General features: G+C 71.4%; 10 protein-coding genes and 3 pseudogenes. 10 read left to right on the plus strand and 3 right to left on the minus strand.

Going from position 1 to position 20,999, the window contains the following annotated elements; all coding sequences use genetic code 11:
* Positions 1-426 precede the first annotated feature (426 nt).
* The 5 genes and pseudogenes from KBY19_RS13030 (at position 427) to glgB (ending at position 10,139) form a co-directional block, all read left to right on the plus strand.
* Positions 427-2,028 carry a M4 family metallopeptidase gene (locus KBY19_RS13030; protein WP_307843501.1) on the plus strand — a complete coding sequence of 534 codons (1,602 nt, stop codon included), beginning with the start codon at positions 427-429 and terminating at the stop codon, positions 2,026-2,028.
* A gap of 533 nt (positions 2,029-2,561) precedes the next feature.
* Positions 2,562-4,604 (plus strand): annotated as a pseudogene (locus KBY19_RS13035) (maltotransferase domain-containing protein).
* Positions 4,591-6,300 carry a maltose alpha-D-glucosyltransferase gene (gene treS / locus KBY19_RS13040; RefSeq protein ID WP_185018176.1) on the plus strand — a complete coding sequence of 570 codons (1,710 nt, stop codon included), beginning with the start codon at positions 4,591-4,593 and terminating at the stop codon, positions 6,298-6,300. Before KBY19_RS13035 ends, treS begins: the two are co-directional and overlap by 14 nt.
* A gap of 108 nt (positions 6,301-6,408) precedes the next feature.
* Positions 6,409-7,835, plus strand: a pseudogene (locus tag KBY19_RS13045) (phosphotransferase).
* A pseudogene (gene glgB, locus KBY19_RS13050) lies at positions 7,832-10,139 on the plus strand (1,4-alpha-glucan branching enzyme). The pseudogenes KBY19_RS13045 and glgB overlap by 4 nt, the downstream one beginning before the upstream one ends.
* A gap of 47 nt (positions 10,140-10,186) precedes the next feature.
* On the opposite strand, the gene KBY19_RS13055 reads toward glgB, so the two are convergent.
* A complete protein-coding gene (locus KBY19_RS13055; protein ID WP_099886792.1) occupies positions 10,187-11,551 on the minus strand; it encodes a cation:dicarboxylase symporter family transporter in 1,365 nt (454 codons plus the stop codon).
* Between the two features lie 231 nt (positions 11,552-11,782).
* Between KBY19_RS13055 and KBY19_RS13060 the strand changes: the two genes are divergently transcribed.
* Together KBY19_RS13060 and KBY19_RS13065 are read left to right on the plus strand one after the other, a co-directional pair.
* Complete coding sequence (locus KBY19_RS13060; RefSeq protein WP_185018174.1) at positions 11,783-13,465, plus strand: sensor histidine kinase; 1,683 nt, start codon at positions 11,783-11,785, stop codon at positions 13,463-13,465.
* Entirely contained in the window at positions 13,462-14,169 is a 708-nt protein-coding gene (locus tag KBY19_RS13065; RefSeq protein WP_099884359.1) for a response regulator, read from the plus strand. Before KBY19_RS13060 ends, KBY19_RS13065 begins: the two co-directional genes overlap by 4 nt.
* A 209-nt stretch (positions 14,170-14,378) precedes the next feature.
* Here KBY19_RS13065 and KBY19_RS13070 read toward each other — a convergent pair whose 3' ends face one another.
* Both KBY19_RS13070 and KBY19_RS13075 read right to left on the minus strand, forming a co-directional pair.
* Positions 14,379-15,014, minus strand: a complete 636-nt coding sequence (locus KBY19_RS13070; protein WP_099884358.1) for an LAETG motif-containing sortase-dependent surface protein — start codon at positions 15,012-15,014, stop codon at positions 14,379-14,381.
* 202 nt (positions 15,015-15,216) lie between these two features.
* A complete protein-coding gene (locus KBY19_RS13075; protein ID WP_210965814.1) occupies positions 15,217-16,134 on the minus strand; it encodes a LysR family transcriptional regulator in 918 nt (305 codons plus the stop codon).
* A 158-nt stretch (positions 16,135-16,292) separates the two neighbouring features.
* Here KBY19_RS13075 and KBY19_RS13080 point away from each other — a divergent pair, with 158 nt between their 5' ends.
* The 3 genes from KBY19_RS13080 to KBY19_RS13090 all read left to right on the plus strand — a co-directional run bounded on the left by KBY19_RS13080 (position 16,293) and on the right by KBY19_RS13090 (position 20,956).
* Positions 16,293-17,501, plus strand: coding sequence for an MFS transporter (locus KBY19_RS13080; protein WP_210965802.1), 1,209 nt, complete (start codon positions 16,293-16,295; stop codon positions 17,499-17,501).
* A gap of 15 nt (positions 17,502-17,516) precedes the next feature.
* Positions 17,517-18,695, plus strand: coding sequence for a protein kinase (locus KBY19_RS13085; RefSeq protein WP_185018172.1), 1,179 nt, complete (start codon positions 17,517-17,519; stop codon positions 18,693-18,695).
* Between the two features lie 200 nt (positions 18,696-18,895).
* Positions 18,896-20,956, plus strand: a complete 2,061-nt coding sequence (locus KBY19_RS13090; RefSeq protein WP_210965803.1) for a hypothetical protein — start codon at positions 18,896-18,898, stop codon at positions 20,954-20,956.
* The last annotated feature ends 43 nt before the right edge of the window (positions 20,957-20,999 follow it).

Genomic DNA, 20,999 nt, shown 5'->3' on the forward strand with positions numbered 1-20,999 from the left:
GCACACCGCCACCGGCACACCGGCACACCGGCACACCGGCACACCGGCCTGTGACCGGCCGTCGGTCCCCCGGGCTCCTGACCTGCCGTCACCCTTCAGGCCGCTGACCGGCCGTCATGCGCTCCTGGGCGCCGCCCTCCCGCCCCGGCCGGCATGGCGGCGCGGCGCGGAGGCGGTTCTCCCAGTTGTCCGTTATGCGGGCACGGGTTTCGTATCAACGAACAGAATCCGGCCAACCTCTGATCGAAGAGGTGACGCCCAGTGACATGTCCACGTCGAAAGTGGCAGGCTCACCACACGCGACGCGGGATTCGCACAGCAGCACGATCTTCAGTCGTACGTCCGCGTGGCGCACCGCACTTCAGTTCTGCCCGGACGGTTGATCGCCCATGCCGCCCGGTCCCCATGGCAGAAGGAGCCACCGACGTGAGACCTCTCACCTCCAAGCAGCGGATATCCGCCCTCGCCGCAACGGCGGCCCTGGTAGCGGCGGGTGTCACCGCGGGCACCGCAGGCGCGGCACCCAGCGGACAGAACTCCGCGAACGGCGCGCTGCCCGCGCAGCTGACCGCGGCCCAGCACACCAAGCTGGTCAAGGCGGCGGACACCGAGGCGGCCAAGAGTGCCGACGCCCGCGCGCTGGGACTCGGGGCCAAGGAGAAGCTCCACGTCAAAAGCGTCATCAAGAACAGGGACGGGTCCACGCACACCCGTTACGAGCGCACCTACGACGGGCTGCCCGTGCTCGGCGGCGATCTCGTCGTCCACAAGAACGCCGACGGCAAGCGCACCGGCAGCACCAAGGCCACCAACGCGAAGATCGCGGTGAAGACCTCCGCCTCCACGGCGCACAAGCCCACCACCGCCAAGGCCAAGGGCAGCGAGGCGCCGCGGAAGGTCGTCTGGGCCGCCGAGGGCAAGCCCGCACTGGCCTGGGAGACCGTCGTCGGCGGCTTCCAGAAGTCCGGTGCCCCCAACGAGCTGCATGTGATCACGGATGCGAAGACCGGCAAGAAGCTCTTCGAGTTCCAGGGCATCAAGGAAGGCACCGGCAACAGCCAGTACAGCGGCAAGGTCGAGATCGGCACCTCGGGCAAGACCGGCAAGTTCAAGATGGTCGACGAGGGCCGCGGCGGCAACAGCACCAGCGACCTCAAGGGCGGCCAGAGCGGCAAGGGCAAGGTCTTCACCGACAAGGACGACGTCTGGGGCGACGGCACTTCGGGCGACCGGGCCACCGCGGGTGTCGACGCCCACTACGGTGCGGGCCAGACCTGGGACTACTTCAAGAAGGTGCACGGCCGCGAGGGCATCGCGGGCGACGGCAAGGGCGCGCTCAGCCGGGTCCACTACGGCAACAACTACGTCAACGCCTTCTGGGACGACTCCTGCTTCTGCATGACCTACGGCGACGGAGAGGGCAACAAGAAGCCGCTCACCTCGCTGGACGTCGCGGCGCACGAGATGTCGCACGGCGTCACCTCGACCACTGCCGACCTGGTCTACGCCGGTGAGTCGGGCGGCCTCAACGAGGCCACCTCCGACATCTTCGCCGCCGCGGTCGAGTTCCACGCCAACAGCCCGAAGGACGTGCCGGACTACCTCGTCGGCGAGAAGATCGACATCAACGGCGACGGCACCCCGCTGCGCTACATGGACGAGCCCAGCAAGGACGGCAACTCGCTGGACTACTGGAGCCCCGAGGCCGGCGACGTGGACGTCCACTACTCCTCGGGCATCGCCAACCACTTCTTCTTCCTGCTGTCGGTCGGCAGCGGGGAGCGCGAGGTGAACGGCGTGAAGTACAACTCGCCCACCAAGGACGGCTCGAAGCTGGACGGCATCGGCATCGAGAAGGCCGAGCAGATCTGGTTCAAGGCGCTGACCGAGCAGATGACCTCGACGACGGACTACGCCGGCGCCCGGGAGGCGACCATCAAGTCCGCCACCGGTCTGTACGGCAAGGACAGCGCCGAGGTCAAGGCGGTCAAGGCCGCCTGGACCGCGGTGAACGTCACCGGCAGCTGACGGACGCCTCCGGCGGAGGGCCGGGCGCGGTCGCAACGGCGATCGGCCCTTCGCTCATCCGGTCCGGGTCCGGCTGACCGGCAGGACGCGGCTCGAAGCCCGGAGTCGAGCCGCCCGACGAACGGCCCACGGGCCCCGTCCCCCTCGGGGGGCGGGGCCCGTTCGCGTGCGCGGTCCGAAGCGGCGGATGTTGCCGCGGGATGTCGCCGTGGCGCCCGGTGTTGCGGAGGTGTTGCCGGAGCAATATGCCTGCTCAACTCCCGTACACATGCCCGGACTTGATCTCGCGAGCGCCCTTTGCGGTCACGGAAGTATCACGTACTGCCGGGAACGCGGTACATGTCGAGCGTTACGCACTCGACGCCCGTATCCGGCACAGCCTCCACCCGAGTGAAGCGGGCAGGAGCCGTCATGCCCGCGCCCGGCCAGCGCTTCTTCGCAGTGACATCGCCTGACACAGTACGGAGACTTTCGCCCTCGCCGGCCTGAGGCCGGGAGACCTCTCATATGCCGCTATGCCCATAGGTGAGCTCATGATCGGTCGCATTCCCGTGCTCGATGTCCGCCCCTTTGTGGGGTGCGGAAACCGTCCCGCGAAAGCCGTGGTGGGCCATCCGGTCCCGATCACGGCGACCGTCTTCCGCGAGGGCCACGAGGCAGTCGGTGCCAATGTGGTGCTGCGCGACCCGGCCGGGCGAGCGGGGCCGTGGACCCCGATGAGCGAGCTGGCGCCGGGCACCGACCGCTGGGGAGCCGAGGTCGTCCCCGAGGCGGAGGGCCGTTGGAGCTACCTGGTGGAGGCCTGGAGCGACCCGATCACCACCTGGCGGCAGCACGCGCAGATCAAGGTCCCGGCCGGCATCGACACCGCACTCGTCCTGGCGGAGGGCGCCGCGCTGCACGAGCGTGCCGCGCTGCGGGTGCCCGAGCCCGCGGACCGCTGCGTCGTCCTGGCCGCGGCCGACGCGCTGCGCGAGACCACCGGACCCGTCGCGGCCCGCCTCGCCGCCGCGTTCACGCCCGAGGTCACAGCGGTACTCGCCCGCCACCCGCTGCGCGAACTGGTCTCTCCTCCCGCCCCTCCCGCTCCAGGTCGAGCGCCGCCGGGCGCTGTTCGGCTCCTGGTACGAGCTGTTCGCGCGCTCCGAGGGTGCCCTCGTCAAAGAGGGCGAGCCACCGGTCAGCGGAACGTTGCGCACGGCTGCCCGACGGCTGGACGCGGTGGCCGCGATGGAATTCGACGTGGTCTATCTGCCGCCCGTCCACCCCATCGGCGACACCTACCGCAAGGGCCCCGACAACACCCTCTCCGCCTCGGAACACGACGTCGGCTCCCCCTGGGCGGTCGGCTCGGCGGCCGGCGGCCACGACGCGCTCCACCGGATCTGGGCACCATGGCGGACTTCGACCACTTCGTCGCCCGCGCCCGGGAGTCGGGGATGGAGGTGGCGCTCGACCTCGCCCTGCAGTGCTCCCCGGACCACCCGTGGGTCAAGGAGCACCCCGAGTGGTTCCGCAAGCGCCCGGACGGCTCGATCGCCCACGCGGAGAACCCGCCGAAGAAGTACCAGGACATCTACCCGCTGTGCTTCGACGACGATCCGACGGCCGCCGACGGCATCCTGCGCGAGACGCTGCGGGTGCTGCGGCTGTGGATGGACCACGGGGTGCGGATCTTCCGCGTCGACAACCCGCACACCAAGCCGGTGGCGTTCTGGGAGCAGGTCATCGCCGACATCAACCGCACCGATCCCGATGTGCTCTTCCTCGCCGAGGCGTTCACCCGCCCCGCGATGCTGCACACCCTGGCGCGGATCGGCTTCCAGCAGTCGTACACCTACTTCACCTGGCGCAACACCAAACAGGAGCTGACCGAGTATCTGACGGAGCTGACCGGTGAGGCGGCGGCGTATCTGCGCCCCAACTTCTTCGTGAACACCCCCGACATCCTGCACGCCTATCTGCAGCACGGCGGCCGTCCCGCGTTCGAGGCCCGCGCGGTACTGGCGGCGACGCTCTCGCCGACCTGGGGGATGTACGCGGGCTTCGAGCTGTGCGAGAACACCCCGGTGCGGCCCGGCAGCGAGGAGTACCTGTCCTCGGAGAAGTACCAGCCGCGCCCTCGCGACTGGGCGGCCGCCGACCGCGAGGGCCGCTCGATCACCGGACTGATCACCACGCTCAACCGGCTGCGCCGCCGCCATCCGGCGCTCCAGCAACTTCGTGACCTGCACTTCCACCACGCGGACAACGACAATGTCCTCGTCTACTCCAAGCACACCACCCGGCCCCGACCGGACGTCGTGCTCGTCGTGATCAACCTCGACCCGCACCACACCCACGAGGCGACGGTGTCGTTGGACATGTCGCGACTCGCATCCGGACTGAGCGCCGCTCAGTTGAGCGGTGACGAGTCCTTCCCGGTGCGCGACGAGCTCACCGGAGAGACCTATCACTGGGGCAGGAACAACTATGTGCGGCTCACGCCGGGAGGTGAGTCCCCCGCCGCGGCCCACATCCTCACCCTGCGACCGTCCTCACCGACCGGAGGGTCACCCACTCATGATCGTCAATGAGCCCGTCCCCGACACCTTCGAGGACACACCCGTCAAGGACCGCGACCCTGACTGGTTCAAGCGCGCCGTCTTCTACGAAGTGCTCGTCCGCTCCTTCCAGGACAGCGACGGCGACGGCATCGGCGACCTGAAGGGGCTCACGGCGAAGCTGGACTACCTCCAGTGGCTGGGCGTCGACTGCCTGTGGCTGCCCCCGTTCTTCAAGTCCCCGCTGAAGGACGGTGGCTACGACGTCTCCGACTACACCTCCGTGCTGCCGGAGTTCGGTGACATCGCCGACTTCGTGGAGTTCGTGGACGCCGCCCACCAGCGGGGCATGCGCGTCATCATCGACTTCGTCATGAACCACACCAGCGACCAGCACCCGTGGTTCCAGGAGTCCAGGCGCGACCCCCAAGGGCCGTACGGGGACTACTACGTCTGGGCCGACGACGACAAGCAGTACCAGGACGCGCGCATCATCTTCGTCGACACCGAGGTGTCCAACTGGACGTTCGACCCGGTGCGCAAGCAGTACTACTGGCACCGCTTCTTCTCCCACCAGCCGGACCTCAACTATGAGAACCGGCTGGTCCAGGACGAGATGATCTCGGCGCTGCGGTTCTGGCTGGACCTGGGCATCGACGGCTTCCGGCTGGACGCCGTCCCCTATCTGTACGCCCAGGAGGGCACCAACTGCGAGAACCTGCCGCAGTCGCACGCCTTCCTCAAGCGCGTCCGCCGCATGGTCGACACCAACTACCCGGACACGGTGCTGCTGGCCGAGGCCAACCAGTGGCCGGAGGATGTCGTCGACTACTTCGGCGACTACGCCAAGGGCGGCGACGAGTGCCACATGGCGTTCCACTTCCCCGTGATGCCGCGCATCTTCATGGCGGTGCGCCGCGAGTCCCGCTACCCCGTCTCCGAGATCCTCGCCAAGACCCCGCCCATCCCCTCCGGCTGCCAGTGGGGCGTCTTCCTGCGCAACCACGACGAGCTGACGCTGGAGATGGTCACCGACGAGGAACGCGACTACATGTACGCGGAGTACGCCAAGGACCCGCGGATGCGCGCCAACATCGGCATCCGGCGACGGCTGGCGCCCCTGCTGGACAACGACCGCAAGCAGATCGAACTGTTCACCGCACTGCTGCTGTCCCTGCCCGGCTCGCCGATCCTCTACTACGGCGACGAGATCGGCATGGGCGACAACATCTGGCTCGGCGACCGCGACGCCGTACGCACCCCGATGCAGTGGACGCCCGACCGCAACGCCGGGTTCTCCTCCTGCGACCCGGGGCGGCTGTTCCTGCCGACCATCATGGACCCGGTGCACGGCTACCAGGTCACCAACGTCGAGGCCGCCATGAGCTCGCCCAGCTCACTGCTGCACTGGACCCGGCGGGTGATCGAGGTCCGCAAGCAGAACCCCGCCTTCGGACTGGGCTCCTACGAGGAGCTGTCCTCCTCCAACCCGGCCGTCCTGGCCTTCCTGCGGGAGCTGAGGCTTCCCGACGGCGGTGACGACCTGGTCATGTGCGTGCACAACTTCTCGCGGTTCCCGCAGCCGACCGAGCTGGACCTGCGGGCGTGGAAGGGCCGCATCCCGGTCGAGCTGATCGGCGGCGTCCGCTTCCCCGCCATCGGGGAGCTGCCCTATCTGCTCACCCTCGCGGGGCACGGCTTCTACTGGTTCCGCCTGCGCCGCTCCTGACGAGGGGTGCCCGTGCCTGTCGTATGCAGAGCGCGGGTGCGCCGTGGCTGGTCGCACCGCCCCCGCGCCCCTTCGAGGCACTGCCCCCGACGAAACGGGAAGGACGTCATGTTGGACGGTACGTCGTCCCTCATACGATCGCTGGGCCCGCAACTGAAGGAATGGCTCCCTCACCAGCGCTGGTTCGCCGGGAAGGGGCGCCCCCTCACGGACGTCTCCCTCGTGGCGGCCACCGAAGTGCTGCCGTGCGGCACCGGCGGCGGGGGCGCCCCGGGCCTCCTCCACCTCCTCGTCCGGGCCCGACCCCACGAGGGCGGCGGCTGCTACCAACTGCTGCTCGGCGTCCGCGAGGCCCCGCCGCCCGAGCTGGCCCCCGCCCTCATCGGGCGCCCGTCGGCGGGCCGTTACGCGGCGCGGCGGTCTACGAGGCGTTACGGGACCCGCGGCTGACCGGCCTGCTGCTGGAGCGGCTGCGCACCCCGGGCATCCTGGGACCGCTGCGCTTCCGCCGGGAGCGGGACGCCACGCTCCCGGCGCGGAGCAGCCCGCGCCTCCTGGACGCCGAGCAGTCCAACTCCGCGGTGGTGTACGGCAACGCGGCGATACTGAAGGTGTTCCGCAGGGTGGAGCCCGGTGTGAACCCGGAACTGGAGCTGACCCTGGCCCTCTCCCGGCGCGGCTGCTCCCATGTGCCGCCGCCGCTGGCGTGGTTCGCGACCGGTGGCGACGGGGGCGAACCCGGCGACGGCTCCGAGACGTTGGGCATCCTCCAGCCCTACCTCGCCGACACCCGGGACGGCTGGCAGTTGGCGCTGCGGGCCCTGGCGAAGGGCACGGACTTCACACCGGCGGCCCGGGCGCTGGGCCGCACGACGGCGCGCGTCCACACGGGGCCGGCCGAGGCCCTGCCCACCTGCACACTGTCCCGCACCGATGTGGAGCGCACGGCGCACAGCATGGCCGGGCGGCTGGAGGCGGCGAGTGCGGCGGTGCCCGCACTGCGCCCGTACCGTACCGCGCTGCTGGACGTCTTCCGCGCGCCGGCCGGACTCGGCAGTCGGCGGCGGGCACTGCCCGCCCAGCGCGTACACGGCGATCTGCATCTCGGTCAGGCGCTGGGCCCGGACGGCGACCGTGTCCCGGACGGCTGGACGCTCATCGACTTCGAGGGGGAACCCGCCCGCCCGCTGGTCGAGCGCCGTGCGCCCCAGCCCGTGGAGCGGGACGTCGCCGGGATGCTGCGCTCGTTCGACTACGCGGCCTGCCAAGCCCCGGCGGCCGGGCCGCAGACCGCGTTCTCCCGCGAGTGGGCGGCGGCCAACCGGGCGGCCTACTGCGCGGGTTACGCGGAGGCGTGCGGCCGTGATCCGCGGGAGGACGCCGTGCTGCTGCGCGCGTACGAGACGGACAAGGCCGTCTACGAGGTGCTGTACGAGGCGCGCAACCGGCCCTCGTGGCTGGAGGTCCCGCTGTCCGCGATCCGGCGACTGGCGGCTCCCCCGCACTCGTCGCCGTGCTCCCCGCCCTCAGCATGAACGTTTCTTCGCCGCCCGCCCGGCCCCACTGGAGGAGGAAGCACGTGCGTTCCGACAAGCCGCTCTCCCAGCCCCGCGAGGTCGAGGCCCCCAGCCCGCTGCCCGGCCAGGAGCGCGCCCGGCTGCTGGCCGGTACCCACCACGACCCGCACGCGCTGCTCGGCGCGCACCTGGCCCGAGACGGGGTCGCGGTCCGCACGCTGCGGCCGTACGCCAAGGCCGTCACCCTGGTCACCGACGGGCTGCGGGCCGGACTCAGGCACGAGGGGGACGGGCTGTTCGGCGGGGAGCTGCCGTGGGAGCCGGGGGCCGCGCCCGGGTACGAGTTCGTCATCCGGTACGGCGCCGGGCCCGGCGAGGACGAGATCACCACCGCCGACCCGTACCGGTTCCTGCCCACGCTCGGCGAAGTGGACCTGCACCTGATCGGCGAGGGCCGGCACGAGGAGCTGTGGCGGGCGCTGGGGGCACATCCCATGACCGTCGAGGGGGTGCGTGGCACCCGGTTCACCGTGTGGGCGCCCAACGCGCGGGGCGTTCGGGTCGCCGGGGACTTCAACCACTGGGACCCGACCGCCGCACCGATGCGGTCGCTGGGCTCCTCCGGCGTGTGGGAGCTGTTCCTGCCCGGCGTCGGCACGGGCGCGCTCTACAAGTTCGACCTCGCACGGCCCGACGGCTCGCACACGCTGCGGGCCGACCCGATGGCGCGGCGCACCGAGTGCCCGCCCGCCACGGCGTCGGTGGTGGAGGAGTCCACCTACACATGGCAGGACGCGGAGTGGCTGGCCGCCCGGGCGCAGAGCGCTCCGCACCGGGAGCCGCTGTCGGTGTACGAGGTGCACCTGCCCTCCTGGCGGCCGGGGCTGGACCATCGGGAGCTGGCCGAGCAGTTGCCCGCGTACGTGCGGGACCTGGGCTTCACCCATGTGGAGCTGATGCCGCCGGCCGAGCACCCGTTCGGCGGCTCGTGGGGCTACCAGGTGACCGGTTTCTACGCGCCGACGGCCCGGCTGGGCACCCCGGACGACTTCCGATACCTGATCGACGCGCTGCACCGGGCCGGCGTCGGCGTGCTGATGGACTGGGTACCGGCGCACTTCCCCAAGGACGAGTGGGCGCTGGCCGCGTTCGACGGGACGCCGCTGTACGAGCATCCCGACCCGGCGCGGGCCGAGCACCCGGACTGGGGCACCCTGGAGTTCGACCTGGGGCGGCGCGAGGTGCGCAACTTCCTGGTGGCGAACGCCGTGTACTGGTGCGAGGAGTTCCACATCGACGGACTGCGGGTGGACGCGGTCGCCTCGATGCTCTACCTGGACTACTCGCGCGGCGAGGGGCAGTGGACGCCGAACGTGTACGGCGGGCGGGAGAACCTGGAGGCGGTCTCCTTCCTCCAGGAGATGAACGCCACGGTCTACCGGCGCTGCCCCGGGGTGATCACAGCCGCCGAGGAGTCCACCGCGTGGCCGGGGGTGACCCGCGCGACCCACCACGTCGGCGAGGGCGGCTTCGGCGGGCTCGGCTTCGGCTTCAAGTGGAACATGGGCTGGATGCACGACTCGCTGGAGTACATGTCCAATGAGCCGGTGCACCGCAGGTACCACCACGGTGAGATGACGTTCTCGTTGGTGTACGCCTGGGCGGAGAACTACATCCTGCCGATCTCGCACGACGAGGTGGTGCACGGCAAGCGGTCGCTGGTGGCCAAGATGCCGGGCGACTGGTGGCAGCAGCGCGCCAACCACCGCGCCTATCTGGCCTTCATGTGGGCCCACCCGGGCAAGCAGTTGCTGTTCATGGGACAGGAGTTCGCCCAGGGGGCCGAGTGGTCGGAGGAGCACGCCCGACTGGTGGCTGCTGGATCCCTCCTACGCCGCGGAGCCGGACCACCGCGGGGTGCGCGACCTGGTACGCGCGCTGAACACCGAGTATCTGGCGGCACCCGCGCTGTGGGAGCGGGACACCGAACCCGCGGGGTTCGCATGGATCCTCGCGGACGCCGCCGAGGACAATGTGCTCGCCTTCTTGCGGTTCGCCGCCGACGGGAGCCCCCTGCTGGCGGTCAGCAACTTCTCCCCCGTCGTCCGGGAGGGCTACCGGCTGGGGATGCCGGACCTGGGCGGTTGCTGGCGCGAGATCCTCAACACGGACGCCGCGTGTTACGGAGGCAGCGGCGTGGCCAACACGGGGCTCATACGCGGGGAGCACCGCCCCGCGGATGGGCGCCCCGCCTCGGTCACCCTGACGCTGCCACCGCTCGCCACGGTGTGGCTACGCGCCGACGCCGAGCGCAGGGGCTGAGGCGGTGCGGCAAACCGCACCGCCTCGGCCGCACGCGCCCGGAAGGGTCAGGCCTTGGTCATGACCTGGGACGGAACCTTCTCGTCGGCGCCCTCAGCGAGGGGGTCGTGTGCCGGTGCCGGCCCGTACTCGGTCGACAGGGTCTGCTCGTCGAACGGCAGCCGCCCGGCCAGCACCTCCCGTACCCGCTCCCGGTCGATCTCCTTGGTCCAGGTGCCGATCAGTACCGTCGCCACCGCGTTGCCCGCGAAGTTGGTCAGGGCGCGGGCCTCGCTCATGAAGCGGTCGATGCCCACGATCAGGCCGACGCCGTCCACCAGCTCGGGGCGGTGGGACTGGAGGCCGCCCGCGAGGGTGGCGAGGCCCGCGCCGGTGACTCCGGCGGCGCCCTTGGAGGCGACGAACATGAAGAGCAGCAACGAGATCTGCTCGCCGATGCCCAGCGGGTTGCCCATGGCTTCGGCGACGAAGATCGAGGCCATGGTCAGGTAGATCATCGTGCCGTCGAGGTTGAAGGAGTAACCGGTCGGAACGGTGATGCCCACGACGGGCCTGCTGATGCCCAGGTGCTCCATCTTCGCGATCAGCCGCGGCAGCGCCGACTCGGACGAGGAGGTGGACAGGATCAGCAGGAACTCCCGGCCCAGGTACTTCAGCAGCGAGAAGATGTTGATGCCCGTGAAGACACGCAGGATCAGCCCGAGTACCACGAAGACGAACAGGAAGCAGGTGGTGTAGAAGCCGATCATGATGACGGCGAGGGACTTCAGCGCGTCCACGCCCGTCTCCCCGACCACGGCGGCCATCGCGCCGAAGGCGCCGACCGGGGCCACCCACATGATCATCGCGAGCACCCGGAAGACCAGCTTCTGGATGTGCCCGATACCGCGCAGCACCGGCGCCCCGGCCTCGCCCATGGCCTGCAGCGCGAAGCCGACCAGCAGCGCGATCAGCAGGGTCTGGAGGACCTGCTCCTGGGTGAAGGCGGAGAGCATGGTGGTGGGGATGATGCCGATCAGGAACTCGACCGTCCCCTGGCTCTCCCCGGCCTGCGAGGAGCCCGCGTCCCGCGCGGCCTCGGTCAGATGCAGCCCATGGCCGGGCTCCAGGATGTTGCCGACGAACAGCCCGATCCCCAGCGCGACCAGCGACATCGTCAGGAAGTAGCCGAGCGCCAGCCCGCCCACGGCGCCCACCTTGGCCGCCTTGCGCACCGAGCCGATGCCGAGCACGATCGTGCAGAAGATGATCGGCGAGATCATCATCTTGATGAGGTTGACGAACCCTTCGCCGAGCGGCTTGAGCTCGGTGGCCACGCCCGGTGCCGTCAGCCCCAGGATGACGCCCAGCACCACCGCGGCGATCACCGCGATGTAGAGGTAATGGGTACGGTCCCGCTTCGGCTGCTTCATCGCCGGGCCTCCCGGTGCGGCACCCGCTGCGGCCTGCTGCGGTGTCTTCTTCGACACGTCGGCGGCTCCTCGTCCGTGGGTCACTTCACGATGTCCTCGCGGGAACGCCCTGGTGGACGCTCGATTGCGAATCCGGATCGTGTTGAGTCCCGGCGACTATGCAACACGGTGCGACGTGCGTCACCCTTACGTGCATTACGTGCACGAAACAAGCCACGGCAGACTGAGAGAATGCGCGTTCCCCGCCTCCGCCCGCCTGTGCGGTCCCGCCCGCGCAGCCTGGCGGGCCAGCTTTTCGCCATGCAGGTGGTGCTGGTCGCGGTGGTGGTGGCCGGTTGCGCCGTGTTCGCTTACGTTTCCGGAAAGTCACAGGCCAGGGAGGCGGCGACGCATCGGGCCCGGGCGACGACCGAGGCGGTGGCTGATTCTCCCTCCGTCCGGGAGGCCATCCGCTCCGCCGACCCCAGCGCGCTGCTGCAGCCGTACGCGGAGGAGGTACGCCGCGACACCGGCGTCACCTTTGTGACGATCATGGACACCGGCGGCAGCCGGTGGACGCACCCCGACCCCCACCGGATCGGCAAGAAGTTCGTCGGCCATATCGGACCCGCGCTGCGCGGCCGCACCTTCGACGAGACCTACACCGGCACTCTGGGGCCCTCGGTGCGGGTGGTGAGCCCGATCCGGGAGGCCGGGCACGACGGGCGCCGGGGCCGGATCATCGGCCTGGTCAGCGCCGGAATCGCCGTCGACACCATCAGCAGGCGGGTCAGCGAGCAGCTCACCGCGATACTGGCCGTCGCCGGCGGAGCCCTCGCGCTGGGCGCCGTGGGCACCTATGTGATCAACGCCCGGCTCCGCCGCCATACGCACGGCATGAACGCGGCCGAGCTGAGCCGGCTGTACGACTACCACCAAGCGACGCTGCACGCGGTACGGGAGGGACTGCTGCTGCTCGACGGACAGGGCAGGGTCGCGCTCGTCAACGACGGGGCACGCCTTCTGCTGGGCCGGGACGAGCAGGAGGAGCTGGTCGGCCGGCGCGTCGCGGACCTCGGTCTGCCGACCGAGCTGACCGAGGCGCTGCTGGCCGACGAGGAGCGGGTCGACGAGGTCCATCTGACCGGTGAGCGGATCGTCGTCGTCAACACCGCCCCGGTGGACGGCGGAGAGCGGCGCGGCGCGGTGGTGACGCTGCGCGACCACACCGAACTGCGCGCCCTGGCGGGCGAACTGGACTCGGTGCGCGGCTTCGCCGAGGCCCTGCGCTCCCAGGCCCACGAAGCGGCCAACCGGCTGCACACCGTCGTCTCCCTCATCGAGCTGGGCCGGGTGGAGGAAGCCGTGCGCTTCGCGACCGAGGAACTGGAGCTCGCACAGGCACTGACCGACCGGGTGGTCAACGCCGTCCGGGAGCCGGTGCTCGCCGCACTGCTGCTGGGCAAGGCCGCCCAGGCCAAGGAACGCGGCGTCGAACTGACCCTCAGCCCGGACTCGGGCGTCGAGGACGTCGCCGGGCTGCCGGGCCGCGATCTTGTGACGGTGCTGGGCAATCTGATCGACAACGCGCTGGAGGCCGTGTCGGGAGGCCCCTCCCCCCAGGTCACCGTCACCGTCCGGCGCACCTCGGCCCCGGGCGCGCTGCTGCTCCGCGTCGCCGACAACGGCCCCGGCCTCCCCCCGCACGCCGAGGGCCACCTCTTCGAGCGGAACTGGTCCACGAAGCCGGGTCCGGGCGGCGGCATCGGCCTGGCCCTCGTCCGGCAGACGGCCCGCCACCACGGCGGCGAGGCCGAGGCGCGCAACCTCCCCGGCGCGGGCGCCGAGTTCGAGGTGCGGCTGCCGCTCCCCCAGGAGGCGCTCCCCCAGGAGGCACTCCCCCATGAGGCACTCTCCCAGGAGGCGCCGCGATGACACTCCGCGTCCTCGTCGTCGAGGACGACCCCGTGGCTGCCGACGCGCACGCCCTCTACGTCAGCCGTGTGCCGGGCTTCGAGGTGGCGGCGACGGCCCACTCCCGCGCGGAGGCGCTCCGCGCCCTGGAGGAGGCCGCGGCCCGGAGGGCGGGCGGCGTCGATCTGATCCTGCTCGACCTGTACCTGCCCGACGGCAACGGCCTGGACCTGCTGCGCTCGCTGCGAGCGGCAGGCCACTCCGAGGACGTGTTCGCGGTGACCTCGGCGCGCGATCTGACGCTGATCCGCGAGGGGGTCTCGCTCGGCGTCGTCCAGCATGTGCTCAAGCCGTTCACCTTCCGTACCCTCAGCGACCGGCTGCTGCGGTACGCGGACTTCCGGGCCACGGCGGAGGCGCGAGGCGAGGCGGTGAGCCAGGACGAGGTGGACCGGACCCTGTCGGTGCTGCGTGCCGCGCCGACCGCCTCGACCCTGCCAAAGGGGCTGAGCGCCCCGACGCTCGGCCGGGTGACGGAACGGCTGCGGGAAGCGGCCGGGGCCGGGCTGACGGCGAGCGAGGCGGCGTCGGCGCTGGGCGTCAACCGGATCACCGCGCGCCGCTATCTCGAACACCTTGTCACCACGGGCCGCGCGGAACGGCGGCAGCGCTACGGCCAGGTGGGGCGCCCCGAGCACCACTATCTGTGGCGAGGCGGGCAGTAGCCCGACGCGACGGTCGCGCTGCCGCGCCCGCCGCGCCCTTCCGCCGTCGCATGTGCGTGCCGGTGCGGCGGGGCGGGGCGGGCGGCGGGCGGGATGCCCGGCGGCCGGGTGGGGCGGGCCGCCGGGCGGTGGTACGGGCTGTCGTCAGTCACCCGACCCAACGGTTCAGGGCTGCACGGGGGACAGCCCCGTCGCGGTCGGCGCCGCGGTCAGTTCTGCGACGAACGGCGCTTGCGCGCGAAGGCCACCAGGGCCCCGCCTGCGACGACCACGGCGGCCGCGATGCCGGCGATCATCGGGGTGTTGCTGGAGGAACCCGTCTCGGCCAGGTCGTCACCGCCGCCCTGCGGCTTCTCGGCCGGGGCGCTGGTGCTGCTCTCGGGCGCGCTCGGCTCCGGCTTCTCACTCGCACTCTGCGAGGGGCTGGCGCTGGGCGAGGGCGAGGTGGACTCCGACTCGCTGGGCTCCGGGGCGGGGGTGGGCTTCTCCGTCTCGCAGACCGGGGACTGCTTCGTCTCCGGGCCCCAGGAGAACTGGTCACCGTCCGAGGCGACCACCTGGGCCGTCACGTCCAGCGGCTTGCTGTGCTCGGGCAGGTCCACCTTCTTGTGGAAGCTGCGGCCGAAGGTGTCGTCGATCAGGACCTTGCCACCCGCCTTGACGGTGACCTTGTTGCCCTTCTCGGCGTACTGCTTGAGATCGATCGAGACCGAGTCACAGGTCACCGACCATTGGGGGGTGTGTGCCTGGGCGGGGGCGGCCGCTATCGCGGTGCCGACGAACGCCGCGGCACCGGTCGCCGCGATGGCGACCGACCGCTGCCATCTGAGGCGCAGTGCTGTCATCGTTTTCCTTCCGGTAGGACCACGCCGCACGAGAGGCACGTACGGCGGGTGACAGCACGGTACTCGCATCCACAACGCAGGACACACGGACCCCGCAATATCCAACTGTTCCCGGCCAACGGCCGGTTCGCCGCGCCTCCACCGAACCTCCATGGCCGCAGGTCGAGAGGGCGGCGTCGGGTCTGCTCCAAGGAGATTGCGATTAGGTGAAGTTGGGGACGGGCACCGCGGCCGGCTCCGCGCCGGGCGCCGCCGCCCCGGTCACCGCCCGGGCGAAGGCCCGCAGCAGCGCGGTGTCCGCACCTCGGACCGTCACCGTCGCCAGCTCCGACGACGGCAGTCCCTCCAGAGGCACATAGGCGATGTCCGCGCGGGCGTGTGCTTCGGCGGTAGGGCGGCACAGCAGCATGCTCCCGCGCCCGGCCGCGGCGTTGGCCAGCCCCTCCTGCAGCGTGGCGACGGCCGGTCCGCGCCGTGTGGCACGGCCCTGCGGGGTGCGCGGCGGCGCCTGGTGGTCGCGCCAGTAGCCGGGGGCGGGCGGCGCGGCGGCGACGAGGGGGCTGTCGGCCAGGTCCTCGGCGTCCAACGTGCCGCGGGCGGCCAGCGGATGGTGCGCCGAGACGGCCAGCATCCAGGGCTGTTCACCGAAGCAGGGGCCCACCACCAGGTCGGGCTCCGCGACGGGCAGCAGAACCACGGCCACGTCCACCTCGCCGCGCCGCAACGGGCCGAAGGGATCCGCCATGGTGATCTCCACGACGTCCGTGACCACCTGGGGATGCCGGGCGTGGAAGAGGCCGAGTGCCGCCGTCAGCCGGTGGTTGGCGCTGCCCAGAAACCCCAGCCGCAGCCGCCCGGCCACGCACCGCGCCGCCGCCCGCGCCTCGTCCACGGCGTCCCCCAGCATCCCGTAGGCAGGGCGCAGCTGTGCGAGGAAGCGGGAGCCCAGTGCGGTCAGCTCCACCCGGCGGCTGGTGCGTTCCACCAGCCGCGCCCCGATCCGGCCCTCCAAAGAGCGCAGCAGTTGGCTGACCCTGCTCTGGGACACATACAGCCGCTCGCCGGTACGGCCGAAATGCAGCTCCTCGGCGAGGACGAGGAAGCACTCCAGCTCCCTCATCTCCAGCGAACGGATCCGCGTCGCCCTGTCCAACTCAGCCTCCCACTGTCACTGCGCGGCTGCGCGTCGGCTCCGCCCGCCGCACCGATGAGTCCCGCTCATGGAAGGATGAGAAGTCCGCCGTTGTTCCCGACCGGGCCGCGGCGAAGGCTGAGGGCATGGCAGAAACCCTCACCTCCACCCCCTCCACGGGGCCGCACCGCACCCCGCTGCGTGTCTGGCTCGGCGTCGCCTCGCTCACCTCGGCCACGTTCGCGGTCACCGCGGCCGAGATGCTGCCCGTCGGGCTGCTCACCCCGCTCAGCGACAGCCTGCACGTCTCCGAGGGCTCCGCGGGGCTGACCGTCACCCTCACCGGCGTCGTCGCCGCCCTCGCCGCGCCCCTCGTCCCCCTGGCCGCCGGCAGACTCGACCGGCGCGCCTCACTGGCCGGACTGGCCCTGCTGCTGGCCGCCGCCAACGCGCTGTCCGCCGTGGCGCCCTCCCTCACCGTGCTGCTGATCGCGCGCGTCCTGGTGGGCATCGCACTGGGCGGCGTGTGGGCACTGGCGGCCGGCCTCCCGGTACGGCTGGTGCCGCAGCACTCGCGGGGCACCGCGCTGGCGGCCGTCTTCGGCGGTATCGGCATCGCGAGCGTACTGGCTGTTCCCGCGGGCACCATGCTGGGCGAAGTCGTCGGCTGGCGGGCGGCTTTCGGCGCCGCGGCAGCTCTCGCGGTGGCCGTCGCGCTGGCCCTCACACTGCTGCTGCCCGCGCTGCCCGCCGAACGCCCGGTGAGGCCGGGCACCCTGCTGCGGCTCCTGCGCAACGCCCGGCTGCGCACCGCTTTCGTCTTCCTCGCGCTGCTGGTGACCGGCCACTTCGCCGCCTACACCTACGTTCGGCCGGTGCTGGAGCAGATCTCCGGCATCGCTCCCGCGCTGATCGGAGCGCTGCTGCTGGGCTACGGCGCGGCGGGCATCGTCGGCAACTTCGCCGCGGGCGCCCGCGCGGCACACCGGCCCCGGGCCACGCTGCTGACGCTGGGCGCGGGCATAGCGGTGACGACGGTGCTGCTGGCGGCGACCGGTTCGGCCACCGGGTTCGCCGTCGCGGTGCTCCTGCTGTGGGGCCTGGCCTACGGCGGACTCTCGGTCAGCGCCCAGGCGTGGGTCCTCGCCGCGGCGCCGCTGCAACGCGAGCCGGCGGGTGCCCTGTTCGCCTCCGTCTTCAACGCCGCCATCGCGCTGGGCGCCTTCACCGGCGGGCGGGTGGTGGACGCCGCACCGCTGCGCACGGTGCTGCTGGTGGGCGCCGGGCTCGCCGCCTGCGCGCTGGTCGTGCTCGCCTTCGCACAGGGTCCGGCCGCCGACCGGGCGGACGGGTGAACCTAGCATGAGCGCATGCGAGGGCGTCGGCTGCACGACCGGTACGAACTGCTGGAACTCCTCGGCACCGGCGGGATGGGCGAGGTGTGGCGGGCCGGCGACCTTCGGCTGGGGCGGGAGGTCGCCGTCAAGGTTTTCATGCCGCAGCGCGACGTCACCGACGGCACCGACCGCGACGAACTGCTGGCCCGTTTCCACCGCGAGGCCCGCTCGGCCGCGGCCCTGGACAGCCCGCACATCGTGACCGTGCACGACCACGGCACCGACGGCGGCACGCCCTTCCTCGTGATGGCGCTGGTGCACGGCACGTCACTGCACGAGGTGCTGCGCGACACCGGCCGCGTCCCGCTCGCCGACGCGCTGCGCTGGACCGCCGACGTGTGCCGCGCGCTGGAGGCGGCCCACACGGCGGGCGTCGTGCACCGCGACATCAAACCGGCCAACATCATGGTCGAAGGTGCTGAGGGGCACAGCCGGGCGAAGGTCGTCGACTTCGGCATCGCGAAGTTCGTCGAGGCCCGCTCGACCGAGCCCCGGCTGACGACGACGGGCGGGATGCCCTTCGGCAGCGTGCTGTACATGGCGCCCGAGCAGTTCCGGCAGGAAGGCGTCGACGGACGCACCGATCTGTATGCGCTCGGCTGCGTCCTGTACGAACTCCTCGTCGGCCGCCCGCCGTACACCGGCTCGGCGGCCGGCGTCATGTTCAACCATCTGCACGATGTACCCCTGCGCCCCGGCCGCGCCCGCGTGGAACTCCCCGCCCGTCTCGACCGCCTGGTCCTCGACCTGATGGCCCGCGACCCCACCGACCGCCCGGCGGACGCGGCGCGGACGCTGGAGCGGATACGGGATGTCGCGCGGGCGGTCCGCGAGAACGAGAGTGCCTGTGTCGCACCGGGCCAGGAGGCGGCACCGGCACGGGGAGGGGAGCCCGGTCCGCACGTCGAGGACCGCCGCCCCGCCTCGTCCGGCCTGCGCACTCCCTACCACCCTCCTCAGGTGCCCGCCCTGCGCCGCGGAGTCCCCACGCCCACGACTCGTTCCACGGCGGGACGTGTCTGGCGCGACCCGGAATGGACGCCCACCGCTGCGCAGATCAGCCGGCTGATCCCCGGCCGGGGCCGACGGGGCACCGTCCTGCTGCCACTCGCCGGCGTTCTGATCGTCGTTGTCATCCTCCTCACCCGGTGAGGCCGCTCCGCCGAATATGGGCGCGAAGTTTCCCAGGGGGGTGAAGTGGGCCTTCAGGCACGCCATCTGTGACATCACCGCCGGGCAAGGACATCGCACAGGCACCGACCTGTTGCCGCCAATGCTGCCTTGACCACCGGCATCACTGTCTTTCTCTCTTCATCGGATAGTTGCCCCCTCCCTTGCCTACACTCCTGCTGGTGACGACGCCTTCTCTCGACAGCACGCCCACCGGAACGCTGTCTCCGCTTGCCTCGCGTTCCGACTCCCTGCCCCTGCTGCCCGGTGGCAACGATCAGCAACTCGCCGTCCTGCGGCGGCTCATCGACCAGCTCGGCACCGGGCGCGAGGCCACGGACCGCATTGCCTGGCCGGACGAGGGCGACAGCGTCACCGTCCGCGATGCCGTGCGGCGCCTGGGAAGTGTGGGGGTCGTGGCGCGCGAGGGGTCACGGGTGGTGCCCACCGCCACCGCGCTGGACTGGCGGCGGACGGGGCAGCATGACCTCCTCGTGGGAACCTTCCACCGTCATGTGGCGTTCGTCGGCGAACTGCTGGCGGCACTCAGCGACGGGCCGCTCGGCCTGGAGGACCTGCTGAGGCTGGGCAAGGAGGCATACGGCTTTAGCTGGCAGACGGTAACTCCCGTACGCCAGCGGACGATCTGGCTCCGGGTCACCGGCATGATCGCGTACTTCGACGGCAAGGCCCGGCTCACCGACGCCGGCCGCACACTGCTCGGCCGCCTGGTACTCGGCGAACCGGCCGGCGGCGCGCGGGGCCGGGAAGAGAGCGCACCCCCCAGCTTGTCCCGCGCAGCCACCGCGGTGACCAGCCTCTGGGAGAAGCGGGCCACCAAGGGCTGGGAGACCAGGGGAACCGGTCGGAACCTCTACATCCCCGGGTCCAAGGACGACAACGGCCGCCTCCGCGCGCTGCGGACCCTGGTCGCCGGTTCCCGCCCCCAGGTCACGCGGGAGAAGTTCGGTCAGCTGTGCGACAAGGTCTCGGGAAGGCCGGTCGCCGTCTCCTCCGTCAGCACCGTGCTGGACGCGGTCAGTGCCCTCGGGCTGCTCACCCGCGTCGGTGAGAACGCCTGGACCCCCGCCGCCGCCGCAGAAGCCTGGCTGGCGGCGGACGACCCGCTCGACCTGGCCCGGATCATCCACTCCGCGATCCGGTACTTCGGCGAAATACTGGCCGTGCTCGGCACGGAAACGGTCTCCACAGGCTCCCTCGTACGGCACAGTTCGGCATACGTGGACGACGGCCTCACGCCGGCGGCCGTCAACGCACGCCTGCATCTGCTCGAGTCGTGCGGGCTCGTGAAGAAGATCACCAGCAAGACCTACCAGGCCACGCCCCTCGGCCGGGCCTTTCTCCGCACCCTGCCTCCCGACTCGGTCATCAGCGCCCCTCCCCGCTCCACGGGGGCGGCTGCCGACTCCGCACCGGGCCACAGGCCGCGAGCCACGGCGGAGGAAGTGGCGGCCGAACTGGAAATCGCGGCCAGGGAGAGCGAAGACCACGTCCGGCTGGAGAAGGCCGCCGTCGCCGCGCTGGAACAGCTGGGCCTGGAGGGAGTACACCTCGGAGGCAGCGGCAGGACCGACGGCGCCGTACGGCTCGGAGTCGGGCTTCGGAAACGGACCTTCGCCGTGGAGGCCAAGGCCACCGCGACGGGGGCGGTGGAGCGCAAGGCCGTCGATCTGGAAGGGCTCGCCGAGCACCGTGAAAAGCTCGACGCCGAGGCGACGTTGCTCATCGGCCCCGCCTTCCACGAGCGGGTACTGACCGCCGCGCGCAAGGACGGCAAGGTCGCCGTCCTGCACACCGGGCTACTGGCCGCCGTGGTCCGCAGCCGGCAGACGGTGCCCCTCACGGGCGAACTCCTCGACCTTCTGCTCGACCCCGCCCGCGATCCCGCGACCCGGGAGAAGGAGATCGAGGCCGCCCGGCAGGAGGAAGAGCGGCGCTTCGCCGTCGAACGAGCCGTCGTGGACGCCTTGTTGGAGGAGGCGGAGTACTCGGAGGGCTGGCTGACTCTGCGCGACCTGGTACGCGATCTGCGGAAGGGCGGACCGGCCACCGACGAGGGGGAGATCCAGGAGGTGCTGCACTTTCTCGCCTTCCCCCGGATCGGCGCCGTCGAGGAGAGGAACGGTCAGTTCCGGGTGACCGTCAACCGGCGCACCCTCGTGCACCTCGTGCAGACGATGGGCCGCTCCTGGCTCACGGTCTCCCCGGAGGAGGCCGGGTGACGCGAGGCCGGGGGTTGTCCCTCGCGGCACCGCGGCCAGGTGG

The sequence above is a fragment of the Streptomyces sp. B15 genome (genome assembly GCF_018070605.1).
GTDB classification, from domain to species: domain Bacteria; phylum Actinomycetota; class Actinomycetes; order Streptomycetales; family Streptomycetaceae; genus Streptomyces; species Streptomyces smyrnaeus.